Genomic DNA, 19945 nt, shown 5'->3' with positions numbered 1-19945 from the left:
CCCGCAGATATCAGGTTAAATCGCATCCAGCCTTATCGCGGGCAAGCCTCGCTCCCACAAAGACCGCAAGGCGATAACAAAGCGATCGATCAACCAAACTGCTGTCGATACTGGGTAGGTGTCAAACCCAGCCTGTCGCTGAAGAGTGAGCGCATATAACGCACACTGCCAAAGCCACTGCGGTGGGCGATTGTCTTGAGCGGCAGCACGGTGGTTTCCAGCAGGTTACGCGCCCGGTCCAGTCGAGCATTCTGGATGAACTCCATCGGCGTCATGTTCACTTCTCGGCTGAATACCCGAGCGAAATGTCGCGGGCTCATGGCTGCCATCGAAGCCATTCGCTCGATGCTGAACTCTTCGTCAAGGTGCTCGATGAGGTAGTTCTGTATCCGGGTGATCGGCGTTTCCTGCGTTGCAACAGTCGCCACCAGCGGGCTGAATTGCGCCTGACCGCCCTGCCGCTTCATTACCACCAGTAAAACCTTGGCGACATCCAGCGCGACTTTTCTGCCGTGATCTTCCGCGACGAGTGCCAGTGCGAGATCGATCCCTGCCGTGACCCCGCCAGAAGTCACCAGGCGGCGATCCTTGATGTAGATCTGGTCGGTGGTGACCTGAGCCGCCGGGAAACCCTTGATCAAGCGCTCGGTGTAATGCCAGTGAGTGGTAACGGTGTGACCGTCGAGCAAACCGGCTCTACCCAGCAAAAAAGCGCCGGTGCAAATCGAACCGTAGAGGGTCGATTGCTGCGCCGCTTGCTGCAGCCAGGCCACCAGCGGTGGATGACTGTCGTTATAAGACCCCGGACCACCCGGTACCAACAGCAGATCGAAGGCTGTCGGTGCAGTTTCAACGCAGACGTCAGGGTGAACCGTGACGCCATTTGACGCGCGAATGGCCGACGCCTGGGTGCCCACAGTGGTCAACTGATAGTGTCTGGAGGGCTCGAGATAGCGGTTTGCGATAGAGAACACCTCCATCGGCCCGGCCATGTCGAGCAACAGGAAGTCAGGAAACAAAACGATTGCAACGGTCTTCATGCTCTTACATCGCCCAAATCGAGTTCAACACCCTAAAGCAAAGGCCCGGGACCGCGGCTGCGTCGGTCCCGGGCCTTGACCCGTGCACATACTAACGTTTTGAGTGGCGCTTCGCCGCTATCGGCTGGCTCGCCAGTTTCAGACCTTTACGGCTCAGTCATCGAGGGTTTTAGGCGCACCTTTCGCTGGCTTGCCAGCCTTTTCCGCGCCGGGCTTGGCCTCAGGCACCGGTGCAACCGCTGCCGGAGCGGTGGCAGCCTTTTCTTCGGTTGGTAATTGATCAACCGTGGTGAACAAATCTTTCACGGAAACAGGGCCAAGCTGGTCGAGTTTTTTCTCACCGTCCTTGCCCACCAGAACGACCTTGGTTCCCCTGCTCGCCCCCAGTTTCAGCTCCCGAATCAGCGCCATGGTTGACTGAGGATCAAGGTCTTTACCGTCACGTTTGCCGATCATGGCAACCACCGTATAAAGCACCATGCCACGCTCTGCGAAACCCTTCTGGTTTTCCGGTTCCTTGAGCTCTTTTTGCAGGTTGACCAGTGTCGGGTCCAGTGTGCTCGGCGCGATAACAATCAATGGGCGCGACTTGCCGCGGTCCTGGTTCAGAGGGCTGTCGCTGTCAGCCGCGAGCAGAGGGCCCGCAGAGATAAGCAACGTGGCGAGGGTCAACGACCGGATAAACATAAATGGCTCCTTCAAACCTAGACAGGACACTAGTCGGGCTTTCGACGCTGTTTTAGATGTTTTGTTCTCATTGGGTATAGCTCAACAGCCGTCGCAACCCTTTTATTTAACGGGTGCGGACACCAGCTTCAGTCCGACAATGCCAGCCAGAATCAGCAAAAAACACAAAATCCGCAACACACTGCGATCTTCGCCCAGTACCAGCATGCCGTAAACCGCAGTGCCCAACGCACCGATTCCGACCCATACAGCATAAGCCGTACCGACCGGAATGGTGCGGGTCGCCACAGACAGCAGGTACATGCTCAGACAGATGAAAAAACCGCAGAACAGACTGGGCAACAGCCGGGTAAAACCATCGGTACGGGGCATTACCGCGGCATAGATGATTTCGCAGGCACCTGCGAATAACAGAAACATCCAGCTCATCGAACTTCCTCGGAATGGTTTTCTTTAGTTGGCGTCGGGACAAAATAGCGGTGCCAGAGCGGTTGGTGCAAGGTTGAAAGCCGGTCCCAGCGAATTGCGCAGCTCCCACAAAAACTGCATTCCAAACCGCCTCCTGGCACCTTCCCACAAGTTTTATCTGTATATCCATACAGATAAAACTTGCCGAAAACGTCCTTACTGCTCATGCTGTGCCCCCATCAAAACCCGTAAAAAACGATGGTACCCATGCGGTTGTTTCTGTGCGAAAAACCCTCCCAGGCCAAAGATATCGCCGCTGTACTAGGCGCGAGTCGACGTGGTGATGGCTGCTGGGTGGGGCCCAACGCTACGGTGACTTGGTGCATCGGCCATCTGCTGGAAACCGCGCCACCTGACAGTTACGACGCTCGCTACAAACGCTGGGTGCTGGATGACCTGCCCATCGTTCCGGAAAAATGGAAGATGCTGGTCAAGCCACGCACGGCCAGTCAGTTCAAAGCGGTCAAACGCCTGTTGGGCGAAGCCTCCGAACTGGTCATCGCCACCGATGCCGACCGCGAAGGCGAGATGATCGCCCGGGAGCTGGTGGACCATTGTCGTTATCGCGGACCGATACAACGCCTCTGGCTCTCGGCGCTCGACGATGCCTCAATCCGCAAGGCCTTGAACGCCCTCAGGCCCGGCGCCGAAACCTTCAGCCTTTACCACTCGGCGCTGGGACGCTCACGGGCAGACTGGCTGATCGGCATGAACATGAGTCGCCTGTTCACCCTCCTCGGCCGCCAGTCGGGCTATCAAGGCGTATTGCCGGTGGGACGCGTACAAACCCCGACGCTGCGGCTGGTAGTGGATCGTGATCGCAGCATCGCCGATTTCGTGCCCGTGCCCTTCTGGGCTATCGATGTGCAACTGCTCCACGCTGACCAGCCCTTCACTGCTCAATGGCGTGCCGCTGCAGATGTCTGTGACGACCAGGATCGATGCCTGAATCAGACGACTGCGCAGCAAGCCGCTGAAACCATGCGCAACGCGGCGACTGCCAGGCTTCTGAAACTGCGAACCGAACGGGTACGTGAAGCCGCGCCGCTGCCTTTCGACCTCGGTACGTTGCAGGAGGTATGTTCGAAAAAATTGGGTCTCGGCGCACAGGAAACACTGGACGTTGCTCAAGCGCTATATGAAACCCACAAAGTCATCACCTATCCACGCAGCGACTGCGGTTACCTGCCAGTCAGCCAGCACAGCGATGCATCGAAGATCATTGCCGCACTGGGTCGCGCAGACCCGGCGCTGAACGAGCTGCTCAAACACCTTGATCCAGGTCGCCGCTCTCGGGCCTGGAACGACGCAAAAGTCAGCGCTCACCACGGCATCATCCCCACCGGCGCGGGCAAATCCCTCGATCAACTGACCGGCAAATACCGCGCAGTGTTTACCTTGATTCGGGCCCGTTACCTTGCGCAGTTTCTGCCCAACCATGAATACGATCGCACGCAGGCCGACTTCGACTGTGGCGGTGAAAAGCTCCGGGCGACCGGCAAGGTGATCGTCGAACCAGGCTGGAAGCGCGCATTGCCGGAAGCTCTGACGCCCCCAAAAGGTCGGGAAGCGCCGGCACCGCAAGCCTTGCCAAAGCTGACCGAGGGCAGCGATTACGCGGTCGACAACGTCACTCTCAAGGATCTCTGGACCCAGCCACCCAAGCCGTTCACAGAAGGTGACCTGATCAAGGCGATGAAGAATGTCGCCCGTCTGGTGGAAGACCCGCGCCTCAAACAGAAACTCAAGGACACTACCGGGATCGGCACAGAAGCGACACGTGCTGGCATCATTCAGGGCTTGCTGGATCGAGGTTATCTGAGCAAGAACGGCAAAGCCCTGGCGGCGACACCGGCTGCATTCAGCCTGATCGACGCGGTGCCCCGCGCAATCGCCGATCCGGGCACTACAGCCATCTGGGAACAGGCGCTGGACATGGTCCAGGCTGGCGAGATGAGTCTCGAAGAGTTTGTCGCCCGGCAGGCCACCTGGATGAGCAAGCACATCAGCCGCTGTATGGGCACGCGCATGGTCATTACCGCATCTGCAAGTCCTGCCGGAGGCAAGCCGCCATGGAAAGGCAAACGCAAGACCGGCAAGCGCAAACCTGCGGGCACCAGTACCGCCAAGCCACGACGTGCAGCCAAAACTGCCAGCAAACCGTGATCGGGTATAGGATGCCAGCTGTAACCCACTCACTTGCAAGGAGTTGACGCTTAATTGATTCACCGGTTGAATGGCGATGCCTGCTCAGGTGCGCACAATCAGCCGCACCTCAATAATCAAGAGCAGCAACTCAGACAAGGAGGATATTGAGTCAACCCGGTTTGTCGGCCCGCTTAAACCGTGGTGTTGGCTTTTGCCCCACGGTATTCAACAAGACACTTGCCCGCCCTGCCGCCTTTTCGTGCAGGGAAACGCAGGGTCTCACTATTCAGATGCGCGTGAGCCCGACTGGCTCACCGGCATTTCTTCAAGGGAATTCAGAATGCCCCCAAGACAAGTAATCAACGCCTCGGTCAGTCCCAAGGGCAGCCTCGAAACACTGTCCCAGCGCGAAGTACAGCAACTCAGCGCCGCCGGTTCAGGCAGCATTTACACCCTCTTCCGCCAGTGCGCCCTGGCTATTCTCAACACCGGCGCGCATGTCGATAACGCCAAGACCATTCTTGAGGCCTACGAGAGTTTCGAAGTCCGCATTCACCAGCAGGATCGTGGTGTACGCCTTGAGCTTCTCAATGCGCCCGCCGATGCATTCGTCGACGGCGAAATGATCGCCAGCACTCGTGAAATGCTGTTCAGCGCCTTGCGCGACATCGTTTACACAGAGAGCGAGCTGGACAGCCAGCGCATTGATCTCGAAAGCTCCCAAGGCATCACCGACTACGTGTTTCATCTGCTACGCAACGCTCGCACGCTGCGTCCGGGTCTTGAACCGAAGATGGTGGTTTGCTGGGGCGGTCACTCGATCAACACCGAAGAGTACAAATACACCAAGAAAGTGGGCCATGAACTTGGCCTGCGTAGCCTGGACATCTGCACCGGTTGCGGTCCCGGCGTGATGAAAGGCCCGATGAAGGGCGCGACCATTGCCCACGCCAAACAGCGGATCAACGGAGGTCGATATCTGGGCCTGACCGAACCCGGCATCATCGCGGCAGAAGCGCCTAACCCGATCGTCAACGAGTTGGTGATCCTGCCCGATATTGAAAAACGCCTTGAAGCCTTCGTGCGCGTTGGCCACGGCATCATTATCTTCCCGGGTGGTGCGGGCACCGCAGAAGAGTTCCTTTACCTGCTGGGCATCCTCATGCACCCGGACAACCACGACCTGCCTTTCCCGGTGGTGCTGACCGGTCCGAAAAGCGCTGCGCCGTATCTGGAACAACTGCACGCGTTTGTAGGCGCGACCCTGGGCGAATCGGCTTACAAGCACTACCAGATCATCATCGACGACCCGGCTGAAGTGGCCAGGGAAATGACTGCCGGGCTCAAGACCGTCAAACAGTTCCGCCGTGACCGCAATGACGCGTTCCACTTCAACTGGCTGCTGAAAATCGACGAAGGCTTCCAGCATCCGTTTGATCCGACCCATGAAAACATGGCAGCCCTGCAGTTGAGCCGATCATTACCGCCGCATCAACTGGCGGCCAATCTGCGTCGTGCGTTCTCGGGGATTGTCGCCGGTAACGTCAAAGACAAAGGTATTCGTCTGATCGAGCAACATGGGCCATACGAAATCCATGGCGACAACGAAATCATGGAACCGCTGGATCGACTGCTGCACGCGTTCGTCGAACAGCACCGCATGAAGCTGCCAGGTGGCGCGGCGTATGAGCCCTGCTATCGGGTGGTGACTTGAGGCTGTTGTGAATGATTGATCGTACTGCGGCTATTCGTTTAGCTGAAATACAACTCCAAAGTTAAACCTCAGCGCCTGCATCGTCGGAGTGCCGCCCAGACCAAGCCTCGCTCCCACATGAGATTGCATACCCTGTGGGAGCGTGGCTTGGTCTGGGCGGCACTCCGACGATACAGTCACCGCAAAATTAACCGGAATGCCAGATAAAGCCGCTCAGCTACATACCTCTTCAAGCGTCAACGTCATTGGCAACACCTCAGCCTTCAGGCCGCGTCCTCCCACCCCAGTACACGACGCCAGCGTCTTGCAAACCCCCAACACAATCTCATCGATCTCCTGCTCATTGACGGTCAACGGCGGTAACAGACGAATCGTCTTGCCCCGCGTGACGTTAAGCAGCAGGCCATGCTCGTGTGCGGCAATCGCTGCCAGATTTGCCAATGGTCGGGTCAACTCGACGCCCACCATCAAGCCCCTGCCACGAATATCCAGAACATCCGGGTGTTCACTCAGGGCGGCGCGCAATCCGGCCAGCAACCGTTCGCCCTGCAACCGGGCGTTATCCAGCAGGCCCTGATCCTTGAGAATATCCACGACTGTACAGCCAGCCCGGCAAGCCAGCGGGTTGCCGCCGAACGTGCTGCCATGGCTGCCCGGAGTGAACAGCTCAGCCGCTTTGCCTCGCGCCAGGCAGGCACCGATGGGGATGCCATTGCCCAGGCCTTTGGCCAATGTCATCACGTCCGGGACAATGCCTTCATGCTGGAACGCGAACCACCGCCCGGTGCGGCCCATACCGGTTTGAATTTCATCCAGCATCAACAACCACGCGCGCCGACTGCACAACTCACGCAAGGCCTTCAGATAACCCGGCGGAGCCAGTTGCACGCCACTTTCGCCCTGAATAGGCTCCAGCAAGATGGCCGTAATGCGATGGCCATAGGTCTTGCATATCTTGTCCAGTGCGGCGAGATCGCCAAACGGCACTTTGATGAAATCACCCGGTAACGAGTTGAAACCCAACCGCACGGCAGGACCGTCGCTGGCAGACAAGGTCCCCAGCGTCCGACCGTGGAATGCATTGTCCATCACGACCACCAGCGGCTTTTCAATGCCTTTGTGCCAGGCATACAGCCGGGCCAGCTTCAACGCCGTCTCATTGGCTTCCGCGCCGGAGTTATTAAAAAACGCCCGGTCCATGCCCGCCAGCCCGGTCAACTTCCGAGCGAGCTCCTGCTGCCACTGAATGCTGTACAGGTTAGAAGTATGCATCAGCAAGCCTGCCTGCTCACTGATCGCCGCCACCAGCCGGGGGTGGGAATGACCGACGTTGGTGACAGCAACACCCGCCACCGCATCCAGATACTCGCGACCTGCCTCATCCCACAGGCGAGTGCCAAGGCCGCGAGTGAAACTTAGCGTCAACGGAAGGTAGGTGCTCATCAGGCAAGTGGCGGTCATGTTTGAAACTCCATCTCAGGCGTGTTTTTTTCCAGTATCGTTAGCAACCTGAGCTGGATAAACGGCGATTTCCTTCAATGATTTTAAAGTAAGGCTTGATAATGGACTTGCTCCAGGCAATGTCGGTGTTTGTCAAAGTGGTGGAAACCGGCAGCATGACGGCTGCTGCACTTGAGTGCGGTATGTCGACCACCATGGTGGGCAACCATTTGCGCGGGCTCGAACAACGACTGGGGGTCAGCCTGCTCAAACGTACGACGCGTCGCCAGGGGCTGACTGAGTTTGGCGCTACGTACTACCAGCGTTGTGTGGATGTTCTGGCGCTGGTTGCCGATTCGGAGCAATTGGCAGCGCAATCCCAGGACATCCCTCAAGGGACGTTGCGGATTACTGCACCGTTTACATTTGGCTCGGAAAGCCTCGCCCCGGCGCTGAGCGAATTCATCCGCCGCTACCCGCAAATCAAGCTGGATATTGTGTGGAGCAACGAGCGCATGGATTTGATCGGTCAGGGGTTCGACGCGGCGATTCGTCTGGGCCAGATTCATAGCTCAAGCCTGATTGCCAGGCCCTTGCAGAATTACACCCTAACCCTGTGCGCAGCACCGTCGTATCTGCAACGTCGCGGCACACCCGTCGAGCCTATGGATTTGCAACAGCATGATTGTCTGGCGTTTGCCTACCCGGCCGGAGATGACTGGAGTTCAGTCGAAAAACACTGGCGGCTGACGGGGGCTGAAGGCGAAATATTAGTGCCGGTCAGCGGCCCGATCACCATGAACACCTCTGCAGGACTGCACAAAGCTGCACGCGCCGGAGCCGGGATCGTGATGATGCCTGACGCGCTGGTTCAGGAGGATCTGGAAAACGGCAAGCTGATCGCCCTGCTACCTGACTACCAACTTCCATGCCGCCCCATGCACCTGCTTTACGCCCAGGATCGCTACCGCTCGCCGAAGCTACGCAGTTTTGTCGACTATGTCGTGGAGTTGTGGGGTCGGTCTGTTTGAAGGTCGTCGCCGATAGCGGCCCCAGCGTCCATGGCACCGCGCTGTCTCGCGGCAACCAGGGACCCTGTAGGAGTGAGCTTGCTCGCGATAGCGTCGGTTCAGGCGATAAATTCGTCGACCAAAAAACCGAATCGCGAGCAAGCTCACTCCTACAGGTCCAGCATCTGCCTGACACATCGCTAGGTCGCACACCACATGAAATATCTGTAGGAGCGCACGAGCAACGCGAGGCCGCGATGGCGGTGTGTCAGGCAAACCGTCATCGCTGGCCTCGTAACCTCGGTGAGCTCCTACAGGTCCAGCATCTGCCTGACACATCGCTAGGTCGCACACCACTGAATTATCTGTAGGAGCGCACGAGCACCGCGAGGCCGCGATGGCGGTGTATCAGGCAAACCGTAATCGCTGGCCTCGTAACCTCGGTGAGCTCCTACAGGTCCAGCGTCTGCCTGACACATCGCTAGATCGCACAGCACATGAAAATCTGTAGGAGCGCACGAGCACCGCGAGGCCGCGATGGCGGTGTGTCAGGCAGACCGTCATCGCGGACCTCGTAACTTCTGTGAGCTGCAGGCCGACTATTCAATTAATCCCTACCGCGCCGCATCCCCCCATCGATACTCATGAGTAATCTCATCAAGGTGCGTCTTCAATGACTCATCCAGCACAAAATCTGCCGCAGCCAGGGTGTCATCCAGTTGCTCCGGACGACTCGCTCCGATGATTGCCGAAGTGATCACCGGATTGGCCAGCACCCATGCAACAGAGGTAGTGGTCATGGGTTTGCCCGCCTCGTTGAGCAAGGCCTTGAGCCGCTCGATACTCTGGAACTCACGCTCATGCCAGTAGCGCTGCTGATATATCTCCCCCGCCTCGCCCACACTCGCCGTGAAACGACCATCGCTGGGCGTGCGTTCCAGCGCATGCTTGCCGGTCAGCAAACCGCCGGCCAGCGGGTTATAGGGAATGACCGCCAGCCCTTCTTCTTTGGCCAGAGGCAACAACTCGCGCTCGATCTGGCGGAACAACAGGTTGTAGCGTGGCTGAATGGAAACGAAGCGGGTCAGCCTCAGGCAGTCCGCCCTTCCAAGCATCCTCGCCATTCGATAAGCCAGGAAGTTCGACACCCCGATATAACGCGCCTTGCCATGCTTGACGATGATGTCCAGCGCCTCAAGGGTTTCATCCAGCGGAGTCAGCGGGTCATCCATGTGCAATTGATAAATATCGACATAGTCGGTGTTCAATCGTTTGAGCGAAGCTTCAATGGCATCGAGCAGGTGCTTGCGCGAATTACCCTTATTCCAGGCCGCAGGTCCCATGGGGCCACTGGCCTTGGTGGCGAGGATGAAGCGATCGCGTTTACCTTTGATCCAGCTGCCAACCACTTCCTCCGTTCGCCCCACTGCATCGAATTTGGCACCGAGTGGGTAAACGTCCGCCGTGTCGATGAAGTTCACCCCGGCGTCCGTGGCGTGATCAATGATTCGGTGTGAAACCTGAGCGTCAGTCTGCAAGCCAAAGGTCATGGTTCCCAGACACAGCCGGGAAACACTGAGGCCTGTCCGGCCGAATTGACGATATTGCATGCTGCTTCTCCTTCGGGCTTCGAAAACTCAAGCCCCTGAGGATAGCCGTGCAAGATGCTGCTGTGGGGACCGCTCATCAAGCCTGACCAAATGAGGGGTGTTCAGTGTCCAGAAGCCCTGGGGATAAGAAAAGTTCCAAGTATTCAAGACAAATTATTTCCTGGTTTGAAATTGCACTGCTACGCTTTTTCCTGACCCTCAATCGGGGAATCCCTAGTAAACACAGGTAATGGACACCCCCAAAACAACACAGGTGCGCCAACTCACCCTCGAATGAAGCAGTCGTCGTCAAATCGTCTGACGATTGACGCCATTAATGTGACTAAAGTCTCAGTCGTGTTTGCAGATAACAAAGTATTCGCCATTTCTCCTTATTGAGTCGTTCAAGGATCGAACCATGCTGCAGAGCCAAACCGGTAGTTCTCCTGTTCAAGGTCGCCAGACGCTCTTCCTGTGGTTTCCACTGGTGCCTGCTGCTGCAGGATGTGCCGCGCTGTTACTGTCGGCCTCTACCCAATTGAACATGGGTTTGAGTGCCGCCGTACTGGCTGTGGGTGTTGCCACGGGGCTGTTCGCGGCGGCCAGTCAAAACCGGAAACTGCAGACCATTGCCATCGCTGCGGGCTTGCAACAACAGCAAACTGCAAATAGCGCATCGCTGAAATCCAGCGCGCAGATCAATGAAGTCCTGCTGGGCGCTATGCCCATCTGGGCCAAGCAAGTCGAAAGCTCACGAGAGCAGACCGAAACCGCCATCGTCACCCTGACCGGGCGCTTCACGGGCATCTCTTCGCGCCTGCAGGAAACGGTTCATGCGTCGCAACATGCGGCGGGTGATCTTGGCGGTCAGAGTGGCGATGGTGCGCTGCAAGTACTCGCGCAAAGCGACAGCGATCTGGTGCAGGTCATCGATTCTCTCAAGGCCACGCAGACCAGCCGTGACGAAACCCTGGCTCAGGTTCGCAACCTCACTGCTTACACCGGTGAATTGCGCACGATGGCCGCCGACGTCGCAGCCATCGCCGCACAAACCAACCTGCTGGCACTCAACGCAGCCATTGAAGCGGCCCGCGCGGGCGAAGCCGGGCGCGGTTTTGCGGTGGTCGCCGACGCCGTGCGCAGCCTGTCGAGCAAGTCAAGTGAGACCGGTCAGCAGATGTCCGCCAAGGTCGACATCATCAACAGCGCCATCAACCAACTGGTGCAGGCCGCTTCCAGTGGCGCGGACCAGGACAGCAACTCGGTAGCGAACTCCGAGAACACTATTCAGCGAGTACTGGAGCGCTTCAAGAGCGTGACCGAGCGCCTCGCCGAGTCCGCCGAAATGCTTCAACGGGAAAGCTTCGGTATCCGTGACGAAATGACTGAAGTACTGGTCAGCCTGCAATTTCAGGATCGGGTCAGCCAGATACTGGTTCATGTGCGTGACAACATTGACGACCTGCACGCCCATCTGCAGCAGGCGACGCAGGCACCTGACCAGGCCGTGGCGATTGATGCACGCAGCTGGCTCGCGCGTATGGAAGCGACCTACGCCACCGACGAGCAGCGCAATACGCACCACGGCAGCAGCGCCGGACAACAGAATTCACAAGAAATAACCTTTTTTTAGGAGAGCCACATGGCTAAAAACATACTGGTCGTCGACGACTCCAGCAGCGTTCGACAAGTGGTCGGCATCGCCCTGAAAAGCGCAGGTTATGACGTTATCGAAGCGAGCGATGGCCGTGACGCCCTGAGCAAGCTCACCGGGCAGAAAGTGCACCTGATCATCAGCGACGTGAACATGCCAAACATGGACGGCATCACCTTCGTCAAAGAGGTCAAGAAGCTGCCGAACTACAAGTTCACCCCGATCATCATGCTGACCACCGAATCTCAGGAATCGAAAAAAATGGAAGGCCAGGCAGCAGGCGCAAAAGCCTGGGTGGTCAAGCCGTTCCAGCCAGCACAAATGCTCGCGGCTGTTTCCAAGCTGATTCTGCCCTGATTGCCTGCTACTTGATGCCTGATACCAGGAGGTTGTGATGCCGCTTGCATGTGAAATTCTCAATGACACGGCACACGTGAACATCGACGGTGAGCTGACGATTTACACCGCCTCGGACTTGTCCGCTCAGTTGCTTCCGCGACTGGGCGCAACGCCGCAGATGCAGATCGATCTTTCGCAGATCACCGAAATGGACGGCGCAGGCTTGCAACTGCTGATCATGGTTACCCGCGAGGCCTCGAAGGCCGGGACGGCACTGACCCTGACCGGGCATAGCAATGCGGTACTGGAAACCCTGCAACTGAGTGGTATGGGCCCGTCGGTTTGACTACCGACTCGCCCGGCTGCTGCAGCTGACATCACCAAAGGGAACTGAGCGTGAGCATTAATCTCGACCAGGCATTACAAACGTTCATCGTCGAGGCTCGCGAGCTGTTGGAGGCGATGGAAGAGTCATTGCTGCAACTGGAAAGCGAACCCGGCGATGCCGACGCGATTGGCGCCATCTTCCGGGCAGCGCACACTATCAAAGGCTCGGCGGGTCTGTTCGGGCTCGACCCGATTGTCAGCTTTACGCACATCGTCGAAGACGTGTTGGACCGACTGCGCGAAGGCAGTGTTTCAGCCGACGCAGGCCTGATAGCGGTGCTGCTGAAATCCGGCGATCACATGCTCGAACTGATTGATGTCGTCGCCAGTCAGGGCGGCCAGCTGCAAGCTCCGGCACTGGCTCGTGAAGCCGAACTGCGTAAAAGCCTTCAGGCTTATCAGGCCCCTGCGAATGTCAGCAACGATGAGCTGGAAGTCATTCCGGACGCTGAAGTCCACGCCGAACAGACCCATGCCGTGCTTTGGCATATTTCCCTGCGCTTCGGTCACGACGTGTTTCGCAATGGCATGGACCCTTTGTCGTTCCTGCGTTTCCTGAACACGCTGGGTGAGATCGTCACGGTGCAGACGCTGACCGACAACTTGCCAACACTGGAAGCCTGGGATGCAGAGTCTTGCTATCTGGGCTTCGAAATCGACTTCTATTCCAGTGCGACCCACGCCGCCATCAACGAAGTCTTTGATTTCGTGCGCGAAGACTGTCTCGTTGAAATCACTAAAGCCGACACTGAGAGTCAGCAGGACTGCTCGGGCACTGAACTGATGTCTCAGGCATCAACCATCGCTGAGCAAGGCACCGATATGGTTGCCATGGGCGAGTTGCTGGAAGATCAGCGCTCCGTGCCACGCGTGCCGGCCAACGCCTCCAGTGAAAAACAGCTTTCCAGCGACAAGCCTGCCGAGAGCAAAGGCAAAGATGGCCGCTACGTCCGGGTCAACGCCGACAAACTCGACGAACTGATCAATCTGGTCGGTGAACTGGTGATCGCCAGTGCGGGCGCTACCCTGCTCGCCCGTACGTGCGACAACGATCCGTTACAAGAGTCCACCTCGACAGTTTCCGGGCTGGTAGAAGAAATTCTCGACGGAGCGTTGCGTCTGCGCATGATCCCCATTGGCGACACCTTCAACCGGTTCCGCCGTGTTGTGCGGGATGTCAGCCAGGAACTGGGCAAAGACATCGACCTGATCATCAGCGGTGCCGAAACTGAACTGGACAAAACCGTTGTCGAGAAAATCGGCGACCCTCTCATGCACCTGCTGCGAAACTCCATGGATCATGGCATTGAAAGCGCCGAGGCGCGCCTTGCTGCGGGTAAGCCTGCCAAGGGCCATCTGCACCTCAATGCCTACCATGATTCGGGCAGCATCGTCCTGGAAATTGCCGACGATGGCGCCGGGCTGAATCGCGACCGGATTTTGGAAAAAGCCCAGGAACGCGGCCTGATAGCCCCCGGCGCGACGCTGACCGATCAGGAAATCTACAACCTGATTTTCGAACCGGGCTTCTCCACGGCCCAGGCGGTCACCAACCTCTCAGGGCGTGGCGTCGGCATGGACGTGGTCAAGCGCAACATTACCCTGCTGCGCGGCACGGTCGATCTGGACAGTAAACCGGGGCAAGGCACCGTCATACGCATTCGTTTGCCGCTGACGCTGGCCATTATCAACGGCTTCCTCGTCGGTATCGGTCAATCCACCTACGTGATCCCGCTGGACATGGTCCAGGAGTGCATCGAACTCAGCGAGGACGACCGTCAGATCAGCCGCGAACAGGGTTATCTGGACCTGCGCGGTGAAGTGCTGCCCCTGGTGTATCTGCGTGACCACTTCTACCACGACGGTCCTGCCGCTCGCCGCCAGAATGTGGTGGTGGTGCGTTACGCCGATCACAAGGCGGGACTGGTTGTAGACGACCTGTTGGGTGAATTCCAGACCGTGATCAAACCGTTGGGCAAGCTGTTCGGCGCACTGCGCGGCATCAGCGGCTCAACCATTCTGGGCAGCGGCGCCGTCGCATTGATTCTCGATGTTCCGGCTTTGCTCAGCCAGATCGTACACCTCGAAACACGCTACACCGCTAATCCAGCCCAATCGCCAGCCACTGCCCGTTGATGCATCCGCATTTCCATGGAGGTAACACCCGATGAAATGGTTTTACGATCTGAAGATCGCCACGAAGTTGATCGCGTCATTTCTCACGGTGCTCGCCCTCACCGCAGTCATGGGCGTTTTTTCCATCATTCAGCTGGGTCAAGTGAATGACACCGCCAGTGACATTCGCGATAACTGGATGCCGTCCATGCGTGCGGCGTCCGCCATGCGCTTCCAGGCGGCCAATTACCGCCTCAAGGAAAACCGCCACATCAGCACCGAATCCACTCAGGAAAAAACGACCGCAGAGCAAGAAGCGGCGGAAGCGAGGAAGCAGTTTGAGAGCCGGGTCGCGGTCTATGAAAAACTCATTTCCGGGCCGGATGAACGCCAGCTTTTCGACACGATGATGTCTGACTGGGCCGCTTATCTGACCGTCAGCAAAAACGTGCTGGCCCTTTCCATGCAGGGTGCAGAAGCCGATGCACGTGCTCTGTTGCGGGGTGAGTCGAAACGTACTTTTGACCTGGTGACAGCAGACCTGCAGAAAATGGTCGAGTTCAACGACGCCGGTGCTGAAAAAGCCAATGTGCTGGGTAATGAGCTGTACGCAACCGCGCGGATTTCGATCATCGCAGTGTTGATCTCGGCGCTAATCGTCGGCCTGGGTCTGGCGTTATTTATCTCGCGAGTCATTTCCCGCCCATTGAAAGAAGCGGCGATTGTTGCCGAACAACTGGCCGAAGGTAATCTTAACGTCCATATCAACCCCGGCTCGAAAGACGAAACCGGCATGGTGATCAACGCCATGCAAAACATGGTCGGCAAGCTCTCGCACATCATCGGTGAAGTGCGTAACGCCGCCGATAATCTGGCCAGCGCCTCTGAAGAAGTGAGTGCAACCGCTCAGTCCATGAGCCAGGCCACCAGCGAACAAGCGGCCAGCGTGGAAGAGACCAGCGCCTCCATCGAGCAGATGAGCGCCAGCATCAACCAGAACACCGAAAACGCCAAAGTCACTGACGGCATGGCCAGCAAGGCTGCCAAGGAAGCCACCGATGGTGGTGAGTCCGTGCAGCAGACCGTTGTGGCCATGAAAAAAATTGCCCAGCGTATCAGCATCATTGACGACATCGCCTATCAAACCAACCTGCTGGCCCTCAACGCGGCCATCGAAGCAGCGCGTGCAGGTGAGCACGGCAAAGGTTTCGCAGTAGTTGCCGCTGAAGTGCGCAAACTCGCGGAACGCAGTCAGGTCGCAGCACAGGAAATTGGCGAGCTGTCGTCCAGCAGCGTCGACATGGCAGAGAAAGCCGGGAACCTGCTCAACGAAATGGTCCCGTCGATCAACAAAACCTCGGATCTGGTTCAGGAAATCAGCGCCGCCTCCGAAGAACAGGCAGCCGGTGTCGCACAGATCAACACGGCAATGACCCAGCTCAACTCGGTCACTCAGCAAAACGCGTCGAGCAGCGAAGAACTGGCTGCCACCGCTGAAGAGATGAGCAGCCAGGCTGAGCAACTGCAACAGGCCATGAGCTTCTTCACCCTGGACGCTGCGCCGAAAGCCGCCAGCCAGCCAGCGAAGTTCGATAACTCTTCAGGCACTACAAGCCGCAAGCCCTCTCGCCCGGCTCCACAAGCGCCGCAGAAGTCGTTTGCGTACAACATGGCAAGCACTCCGGATGAATCCGAATTCACTCGATTCTGAGCGGATCCAACCACTCGCTTGTCATGAAGGAGACAGACATGGGCGCAATCGCTACGACACGACAAAACGTGACGGTCGTTGAGGAACAGGAGCAGTACCTGACGTTCATGCTCGGCACCGAGATGTTCGCCATCGGGATCCTTGGCATCAAAGAAATCATCGAGTACGGCAATCTTACTGTCGTGCCGATGATGCCGGCCTTCGTCCGCGGGGTGATCAACCTGCGCGGCGCGGTGGTCCCGGTAGTGGACCTGTCGGCACGCTTTGGCCGCCCCAACTCGACGATTACCCGTCGCAGTTGCGTGGTCATCATCGAAGCCAATACAGCGGACGGCCAGTCACAGGACATCGGCCTCCTGGTGGACACCGTGTCAGCGGTGATGGACATCCCCGCTTCGCAAATCGAACCGCCACCGAGCTTCGGAGCAAAGATTCGTGCCGATTTCATCAGCGGTATGGCCAAGGTCGATGGCAAGTTCGTCATCGTCCTGGAAGTTGATCAGGTGCTGTCTATCGACGAAATGTCGAGTCTGGCCGCAGTCGATCAGATTCCGGCCATCGAAGCCGAACAACGCTGATCCGGGACGGCAGATATCGTGAACGGAACAGTGCTCAACGACAGGGAATTCAGTCAGTTTCAGTCCTGGCTGTACGGAGCCGCGGGCATCAGCCTGTCACCTGCGAAAAAAGCGCTGGTGGCGGGCCGCTTGTTCAAGCGCCTCAAGCACTATGAGCTGGAAAGCTACGGCGAATACTTCAAGCTGATCATGAGCGGCCAGCGCAGCGACGAACTTCAGGTTGCGCTGGATTTGCTCACCACCAATGAAACCTATTTCTTCCGTGAGCCCAAACACTTTGATTTTTTACGCCAGCAGGTATTGCCCAAAGCAACGCCGGGCAAGACTTTTCGGGTGTGGAGTGCAGCAAGCTCCTCAGGCGAAGAACCTTACAGTCTGGCAATGACCCTGGCCGAAAGCCTTGGCACCACGCCGTGGGAAATTATCGGCTCGGATATCAGCAGCCAGGTGCTTGCCAAGGCCCGTGCCGGGCATTACCCCATGGAGCGCGCCACCAACCTGCCCCAGCCCCTGCTGCACAAGTATTGCCTCAAAGGTATCGGTAAACAGCACGGTACTTTTCTGGTGGACCGTGGGTTGCGCAACCGGGTCAACTTTATTCAGGTCAATCTAAATGAGGCTCTGCCGGAACTCGGCGAGTTCGACGTGATCTTTTTACGTAACGTGATGATTTATTTTGACCAGGAGACAAAGATCAAGGTTGTTGCCCGTCTGTTCCCTCGCCTCAAGTCCGGTGGGTATTTCATTGTCAGCCACTCTGAAAGCCTCAACGGCGTCAGCGATGCATTGAAACTGGTAGCACCCTCGATCTATCGCAAACCATGACTACCACCGTTGATGAAGTCTTTCTGGCGCCGGGCGATTTCCACTTCGCGACAAGCCCTACCCGCATACGCACGATCCTCGGGTCCTGCGTTGGCATCACATTCTGGCATCCGGTGCGCAAGATTGGCGCTATGTGCCACTTCATGCTGCCAACCCGGACCCACCGATGCGGCGTGCTGAACGGTAAATACGGTGACGAGGCGATCGAGATGTTTCTCGAGTACGCCAAGGCACACCGTACGGCGCCGGAAGACTATCAACTCAAGTTGTTCGGGGGCGGCGAGATGTTCCCCCACCATAAGCGCGGCGTGCATTACAGTGACGTTGCGCGGATGAACGTCCGTGCGGCACTGGAGCTTGCCAACAGACATGATCTGGATCTGATTGCACAGGACATGGGCAGTACGGGCTACCGCAACGTCATTTTCGACCTGTGCAACGGACATGTCTGGGTCAGACACAAACCAATAAGGACAACCACGGAACATGGCCACGAAAAAAATAAACGTACTGCTAGTCGATGATTCGGCGGTAGTTCGTCAAGTTCTGCTGGCCATCCTCAACGACACGCCTGATATCCATGTGATGGGCGCTGCATCGGACCCGATCTTCGCCATGGAAAAACTGGCCAAAGAATGGCCGGACGTGATCGTGCTGGACGTGGAAATGCCCCGCATGGACGGCATTACCTTCCTGAAGAAAATCATGAGCGAGCGTCCTACTCCGGTGGTCATCTGCTCCTCGCTCACCCAGAAAGGCGCCGAAACCAGCCTGCAGGCGATGTCAGCCGGTGCGGTGGAAGTCATCACCAAGCCCACTACCGGGTTAAAGAATTTTTTGCTGGAGTCTGCGGCGGAACTGGTCGGTGCAATTCGTGCGGCAGCCAACGCCAATGTCAAAAACCTTGGCCGACGAGCAGCAGCGCCAGTACTGACACCTGCGACACGCTTGAGCGCCGATGCCATTCTGCCTGCCGCGCAGGGTCACGCCATGGCCCAGACCACCGAACGCATCGTCGCACTGGGCACCTCCACCGGTGGCACTCAGGCCCTGGAAGCAGTGCTGACCGCCCTGCCCCGCGTCTGTCCGGGCATCGTTATCGTGCAGCACATGCCGGAGAAATTTACCGCGTCCTTTGCCGAACGTCTTAACGGTCTCAGCCAGATTGAAGTACGCGAGGCAAAGAATAACGACCGCATCCTGCCAGGCCTTGCGCTCATCGCGCCGGGCGGCAAACACATGATGGTCACCCGCAGTGGCGCGTTTTACCACGTACAAGTGGTGGATGGTCCGCTGGTAAATCGTCATCGCCCGTCAGTGGACGTGCTGTTTCGCTCAGTCGCCAGATTCGCTGGCAAGAACGCCACCGGCATCATCATGACCGGCATGGGCGATGATGGCGCCCGCGGCCTGAAGGAAATGCTGGACGCTGGCAGCTCGACCGTCGCTCAGGATGAAGCAACCTGCGTGGTGTTCGGCATGCCCAAGGAAGCGATCAAACTGAATGCCGCGCAACGCATCATGCCTCTACACGACATCCAGCACGCAATCCTGCACAAATAGCGTTTTTCTAATACCTTGATGCGGTTTTGCAGCTTGCTCTGTGGGGCGCGGTCTACGATGCTGTTTGCAGACTGTCAGGCCGCCCTACGCCGCCTCGGGTCGTCACGGGAGAACAACAAATGAAAACCGTCGCACAACTGCTCAAGCTCAAGGCGTCTTCTAATCAGAAAGTCCACACCATCTCCCCTCACCAGATGGTGCTCGATGCGCTCAGGCTCATGGCCGAGAAAAACATCGGCGCGCTGCCTGTGGTCGACAATGGCAAGCTGGTAGGCGTAGTCAGCGAGCGCGACTACGCGCGCAAGATGGTCCTTCAGGGCCGCTCCTCGGTGGGCACCCCGGTCAGCGCGATCATGAGCAGCAAAGTCATCACCGTCGACTCCCAACAGAGCGTCGAAGCCTGCATGGGCATCATGACCGACAGCCACCTGCGCCACCTTCCGGTTGTGGAAAACGGCGAATTGCTGGGATTGCTGTCCATCGGTGACCTTGTCAAAGAGGCCATAGACGAGCAGGCCAGCCTGATTAAGCAACTGGAGCAATACATTCGCGGGGATTGATGCCTGCGCGCAATCTCACGGCGAATAATGACCCTGTAGGAGCGCACGAACACCGCGAGGCCGCGATAGCGTTCTGCCTGACACACCGCCATCGCGGCCGCGCGGTGCTCGTGCGCT

At 57.7% G+C, this 19945-nt stretch carries 18 protein-coding genes; 13 read left to right on the top strand and 5 right to left on the bottom strand.

Annotation, left to right across the window (positions count from 1 at the left end; genetic code table 11):
• Positions 1–89 precede the first annotated feature (89 nt).
• The 3 genes from KDX30_RS25920 to KDX30_RS25910 all read right to left on the bottom strand — a co-directional run bounded on the left by KDX30_RS25920 (position 90) and on the right by KDX30_RS25910 (position 2156).
• The gene (locus KDX30_RS25920; RefSeq protein WP_231677877.1) at positions 90–1040 is read right to left on the bottom strand and encodes a GlxA family transcriptional regulator; all 951 of its coding nucleotides are present in this window, start codon (positions 1038–1040) and stop codon (positions 90–92) included.
• Between the two features lie 153 nt (positions 1041–1193).
• Positions 1194–1727: a DUF4174 domain-containing protein gene (locus KDX30_RS25915; RefSeq protein ID WP_027902744.1), complete on the bottom strand. Its 534-nt coding sequence runs from the start codon at positions 1725–1727 to the stop codon at positions 1194–1196.
• A gap of 102 nt (positions 1728–1829) precedes the next feature.
• A complete protein-coding gene (locus KDX30_RS25910) occupies positions 1830–2156 on the bottom strand; it encodes a DMT family transporter (RefSeq protein ID WP_027902743.1) in 327 nt (108 codons plus the stop codon).
• A gap of 246 nt (positions 2157–2402) precedes the next feature.
• Between KDX30_RS25910 and KDX30_RS25905 the strand changes: the two genes are divergently transcribed.
• Positions 2403–4361 (top strand): DNA topoisomerase III, encoded by a 1959-nt coding sequence (locus KDX30_RS25905; protein WP_231677876.1) that lies wholly within the window; start codon positions 2403–2405, stop codon positions 4359–4361.
• 322 nt (positions 4362–4683) lie between these two features.
• Positions 4684–6057: a nucleotide 5'-monophosphate nucleosidase PpnN gene (ppnN, locus tag KDX30_RS25900; RefSeq protein WP_027898418.1), complete on the top strand. Its 1374-nt coding sequence runs from the start codon at positions 4684–4686 to the stop codon at positions 6055–6057.
• 213 nt (positions 6058–6270) lie between these two features.
• Here ppnN and KDX30_RS25895 read toward each other — a convergent pair whose 3' ends face one another.
• The gene (locus tag KDX30_RS25895; protein WP_231677875.1) at positions 6271–7518 is read right to left on the bottom strand and encodes an aspartate aminotransferase family protein; all 1248 of its coding nucleotides are present in this window, start codon (positions 7516–7518) and stop codon (positions 6271–6273) included.
• Positions 7519–7619: 101 nt separating this feature from the next.
• Between KDX30_RS25895 and KDX30_RS25890 the strand changes: the two genes are divergently transcribed.
• Complete coding sequence (locus tag KDX30_RS25890) at positions 7620–8528, top strand: LysR family transcriptional regulator (protein WP_231677874.1); 909 nt, start codon at positions 7620–7622, stop codon at positions 8526–8528.
• A gap of 593 nt (positions 8529–9121) precedes the next feature.
• Here the strand turns inward: KDX30_RS25890 and KDX30_RS25885 are convergent.
• A complete protein-coding gene (locus KDX30_RS25885) occupies positions 9122–10117 on the bottom strand; it encodes an aldo/keto reductase (protein ID WP_231677872.1) in 996 nt (331 codons plus the stop codon).
• Positions 10118–10514: 397 nt separating this feature from the next.
• On the opposite strand from KDX30_RS25885, the gene KDX30_RS25880 reads away from it, so the two are divergent.
• The 10 genes from KDX30_RS25880 to KDX30_RS25835 all read left to right on the top strand — a co-directional run bounded on the left by KDX30_RS25880 (position 10515) and on the right by KDX30_RS25835 (position 19828).
• The gene (locus KDX30_RS25880; protein ID WP_231677870.1) at positions 10515–11729 is read left to right on the top strand and encodes a methyl-accepting chemotaxis protein; all 1215 of its coding nucleotides are present in this window, start codon (positions 10515–10517) and stop codon (positions 11727–11729) included.
• 9 nt (positions 11730–11738) lie between these two features.
• On the top strand, positions 11739–12107 hold the full coding sequence (locus KDX30_RS25875; protein WP_027902808.1) for a response regulator: 369 nt from the start codon (positions 11739–11741) through the stop codon (positions 12105–12107).
• A 37-nt stretch (positions 12108–12144) separates the two neighbouring features.
• Positions 12145–12435, top strand: a complete 291-nt coding sequence (locus KDX30_RS25870) for an STAS domain-containing protein (protein ID WP_122398400.1) — start codon at positions 12145–12147, stop codon at positions 12433–12435.
• Between the two features lie 50 nt (positions 12436–12485).
• Positions 12486–14612, top strand: a complete 2127-nt coding sequence (locus tag KDX30_RS25865) for a chemotaxis protein CheA (protein WP_231677869.1) — start codon at positions 12486–12488, stop codon at positions 14610–14612.
• A 31-nt stretch (positions 14613–14643) separates the two neighbouring features.
• Entirely contained in the window at positions 14644–16302 is a 1659-nt protein-coding gene (locus KDX30_RS25860) for a methyl-accepting chemotaxis protein (RefSeq protein WP_231665863.1), read from the top strand.
• A 38-nt stretch (positions 16303–16340) separates the two neighbouring features.
• Positions 16341–16880 carry a chemotaxis protein CheW gene (locus KDX30_RS25855; protein WP_027902812.1) on the top strand — a complete coding sequence of 180 codons (540 nt, stop codon included), beginning with the start codon at positions 16341–16343 and terminating at the stop codon, positions 16878–16880.
• An 18-nt stretch (positions 16881–16898) separates the two neighbouring features.
• Positions 16899–17705: a CheR family methyltransferase gene (locus tag KDX30_RS25850; RefSeq protein WP_176560630.1), complete on the top strand. Its 807-nt coding sequence runs from the start codon at positions 16899–16901 to the stop codon at positions 17703–17705.
• Positions 17702–18229, top strand: coding sequence for a chemoreceptor glutamine deamidase CheD (cheD, locus tag KDX30_RS25845; protein WP_099269309.1), 528 nt, complete (start codon positions 17702–17704; stop codon positions 18227–18229). The genes KDX30_RS25850 and cheD overlap by 4 nt, the downstream gene beginning before the upstream one ends.
• Positions 18192–19268, top strand: a complete 1077-nt coding sequence (locus KDX30_RS25840; RefSeq protein ID WP_027902815.1) for a protein-glutamate methylesterase/protein-glutamine glutaminase — start codon at positions 18192–18194, stop codon at positions 19266–19268. Before cheD ends, KDX30_RS25840 begins: the two co-directional genes overlap by 38 nt.
• Positions 19269–19387: 119 nt before the next feature.
• On the top strand, positions 19388–19828 hold the full coding sequence (locus KDX30_RS25835; RefSeq protein WP_027902816.1) for a CBS domain-containing protein: 441 nt from the start codon (positions 19388–19390) through the stop codon (positions 19826–19828).
• The last annotated feature ends 117 nt before the right edge of the window (positions 19829–19945 follow it).

Source organism: Pseudomonas quasicaspiana (assembly GCF_021147825.1).
In the GTDB taxonomy this organism is placed as follows: domain Bacteria; phylum Pseudomonadota; class Gammaproteobacteria; order Pseudomonadales; family Pseudomonadaceae; genus Aquipseudomonas; species Aquipseudomonas quasicaspiana.
Note: the sequence above shows the minus strand (reverse complement) of the source record. Positions and strands in the feature narration are given on the sequence as shown.

What these genes read in the sequence shown, in the direction of transcription:
- KDX30_RS25920 (WP_231677877.1), bottom strand. Translation starts at nt 1,040, where the DNA reads ATGAAGACCGTTGCAATCGTTTTGTTTCCTGACTTCCTGTTGCTCGAC.
- KDX30_RS25895 (WP_231677875.1), bottom strand. Translation starts at nt 7,518, where the DNA reads ATGACCGCCACTTGCCTGATGAGCACCTACCTTCCGTTGACGCTAAGT.
- ppnN (WP_027898418.1), top strand. Translation starts at nt 4,684, where the DNA reads ATGCCCCCAAGACAAGTAATCAACGCCTCGGTCAGTCCCAAGGGCAGC.
- KDX30_RS25910 (WP_027902743.1), bottom strand. Translation starts at nt 2,156, where the DNA reads ATGAGCTGGATGTTTCTGTTATTCGCAGGTGCCTGCGAAATCATCTAT.
- cheD (WP_099269309.1), top strand. Translation starts at nt 17,702, where the DNA reads ATGACTACCACCGTTGATGAAGTCTTTCTGGCGCCGGGCGATTTCCAC.
- KDX30_RS25915 (WP_027902744.1), bottom strand. Translation starts at nt 1,727, where the DNA reads ATGTTTATCCGGTCGTTGACCCTCGCCACGTTGCTTATCTCTGCGGGC.
- KDX30_RS25835 (WP_027902816.1), top strand. Translation starts at nt 19,388, where the DNA reads ATGAAAACCGTCGCACAACTGCTCAAGCTCAAGGCGTCTTCTAATCAG.
- KDX30_RS25880 (WP_231677870.1), top strand. Translation starts at nt 10,515, where the DNA reads ATGCTGCAGAGCCAAACCGGTAGTTCTCCTGTTCAAGGTCGCCAGACG.
- KDX30_RS25905 (WP_231677876.1), top strand. Translation starts at nt 2,403, where the DNA reads ATGCGGTTGTTTCTGTGCGAAAAACCCTCCCAGGCCAAAGATATCGCC.
- KDX30_RS25860 (WP_231665863.1), top strand. Translation starts at nt 14,644, where the DNA reads ATGAAATGGTTTTACGATCTGAAGATCGCCACGAAGTTGATCGCGTCA.
- KDX30_RS25840 (WP_027902815.1), top strand. Translation starts at nt 18,192, where the DNA reads ATGGCCACGAAAAAAATAAACGTACTGCTAGTCGATGATTCGGCGGTA.
- KDX30_RS25885 (WP_231677872.1), bottom strand. Translation starts at nt 10,117, where the DNA reads ATGCAATATCGTCAATTCGGCCGGACAGGCCTCAGTGTTTCCCGGCTG.
- KDX30_RS25870 (WP_122398400.1), top strand. Translation starts at nt 12,145, where the DNA reads ATGCCGCTTGCATGTGAAATTCTCAATGACACGGCACACGTGAACATC.
- KDX30_RS25855 (WP_027902812.1), top strand. Translation starts at nt 16,341, where the DNA reads ATGGGCGCAATCGCTACGACACGACAAAACGTGACGGTCGTTGAGGAA.
- KDX30_RS25890 (WP_231677874.1), top strand. Translation starts at nt 7,620, where the DNA reads ATGGACTTGCTCCAGGCAATGTCGGTGTTTGTCAAAGTGGTGGAAACC.
- KDX30_RS25875 (WP_027902808.1), top strand. Translation starts at nt 11,739, where the DNA reads ATGGCTAAAAACATACTGGTCGTCGACGACTCCAGCAGCGTTCGACAA.